Origin of the sequence: Vibrio sp. S12_S33, assembly GCF_963889785.1 — a bacterium.
GTDB lineage: Bacteria > Pseudomonadota > Gammaproteobacteria > Enterobacterales > Vibrionaceae > Vibrio > Vibrio aestuarianus.
Map to the genome: position 1 here is coordinate 1 of NZ_CAWPQZ010000118.1, position 2,102 is coordinate 2,102.

At 37.5% G+C, this 2,102-nt stretch carries 2 protein-coding genes; one reads left to right on the plus strand and one right to left on the minus strand.

What is annotated here, in order from left to right:
- Positions 1-992: 992 nt before the first annotated feature.
- On the plus strand, positions 993-1,163 hold the full coding sequence (locus tag AACW06_RS19250) for a hypothetical protein (RefSeq protein WP_192076292.1): 171 nt from the start codon (positions 993-995) through the stop codon (positions 1,161-1,163).
- On the opposite strand, the gene AACW06_RS19255 is transcribed toward AACW06_RS19250, so the two are convergent.
- Positions 1,138-1,866, minus strand: a complete 729-nt coding sequence (locus tag AACW06_RS19255; RefSeq protein WP_192076293.1) for an alpha/beta hydrolase — start codon at positions 1,864-1,866, stop codon at positions 1,138-1,140. The genes AACW06_RS19250 and AACW06_RS19255 overlap by 26 nt on opposite strands.
- Positions 1,867-2,102: the final 236 nt, after the last annotated feature.

The window sequence follows — 2,102 nt, forward strand, 5'->3', positions numbered from 1 at the left end:
AGTAAAACTGCCACGCGTTGAGAATCCACTTGAATTGCTTGTTATGTGAATTTTACCGTGAATTCAAAGTAAACCACCGTAGAAATGAAGAGATTTGAATAAGTTACGTACAAAAATGATGCTTACCAATACCTAAATTTCACAGCGATCTTAGCCAAAGAAAACCACTTACAGAATCAACAACAAAGAAAGCGCCCTTTCAGCAACCGCTAAACTTTTTGCTTCACCAGACTTTCAGTGCTGAATGTCAGCAAGCAAATCAGTCAAAAATGCATTTCAATTGAAGCGATTTGAAACCGATAAAACTCAACACAAACCAGATCCAAAACTTAATTGAGGCAATCCAAGAACCTTAAAAACGATAAATCTCAGGTTGTTCAAGGATCCATTTCGACCAAGCCAACTTGCCGAAAAAACGGAACGAATTCTCAATAAAATCGTAGAATTAACCTCAAAAACTCATCCAACACATAACGCCCAATTAAGTGGTGAACAACGCACTGACCAAGCCGCCGCATTGCACCGTAAAACACTTTACCTAACGCATAGTAAAACTGCCACGCGTTGAGAATCCACTTGAATTGCTTGTTATGTGAATTTTACCGTGAATTCAAAGTAAACCACCGTAGAAAGGAAGAGATCTGAATAAGTTACGTGCAAAACCAATGCTTAACAAAACCTAAATTTCACAGCGATCTTAGCCGAAGAAAGCCACTTACAGAATCAACAACAAAGAAAGCGTCCTTTCAGCCACAACAAAACCTTTTGCTTCACCAAACTTTCAGAGCTAAATATCAGCAAGTAAATCAGTCAAAAAAGCATTTCAATTAAAGCGATTTGAAACCTACAGAACTCAACACAAACCAGATCCAAAACTTAATTGAGGCAACCCAAGAACCTTGAAAACGATAAATCTCAGGTTGTTCAAGAATCCATTTCGACCAAGCCAACCTGCCGAAAACACGGAACAAATTCTCAATGAAATCGTAGCTTTGACCTTAAAAACTAATCCAACACATAACGCCGCGTTAAGTGGTGAGCAACGCATGCCACCACACTTAAACCATTGTGCCGTAAACACTAAAGCTGAATCAAACCAAGAACGCCAAGCGTTGGGAATCCGTCTTAAACGCTTTGTTATGTACGACTCTCATTTAGGTTAGTTAACAATCTTTCTTTGGCCCACAACCTAAAAAACGATAGTTGCTCTTCTGTATGAAAGTAGTGCTCTCCATTTTTTAATATTTTAAAATTGCAGTCAAACTGCTTTGAAAACGAAGAAACAATATTATAATCGCACAAATTGTCTTCAGAACCATATAAGATCGATGTTGGGACTTTCCATTCGACAACAGGATTCTCTTTAACATAGCAGTAATAGTCCCAATAAAGTACTTCTCCTATAGGTGTAGCAACTTCTTTCTCATTCATAAGTCTATTTTCAGTTATACCAAACCATTGCATTAGGTTTATTATAATAGACTCCATATTTACTACAGGAGACAGAAACAATGACTGCTGCAACCCCTGATTCTTATATGCCAAAAGACTAAAATATGCTCCAATACTACATGCAAACACACTTATGCTGTTTGAAAATGATTTTGCATAATGCATAACAGCGTCAAGATCTTGAACACAATGTTGAACTTTACAGAGAGTACATTCTTTTTTTCGTTCTCCATGCTTTGGCAAATCAAAACTGAGGACTTGAAAACCTAATTTAACAGCTTCCTCCGCAAATATGACAACCACATCATCAGCCTTATGTGACATATTTCCGTGTACAGCTATAAATAATTTATCAGATTTATCACCCCACAAAATTGCCGGAATATTTCCAATTATTAACTTTTCTCTTTTCACAATGAAATTTACCATTAAAAGTAGTTACAAAAATTTACTTCGCTAAAAAATCCCGAATAGCATTTTCACAAGCTACATAACGCTGCGTTAAGTGGTGAGCAACGCGACTACAATCCTAAACCATTGCGCCTTAAACACAAAACTCAACCTAGAATCGAAACTCCCAAGCGTTGGGAATCCGTCTTAAACGCCTAGTTAGCTGCTGCACTTTCGCTAGCGAATTACGCCAAAATGCC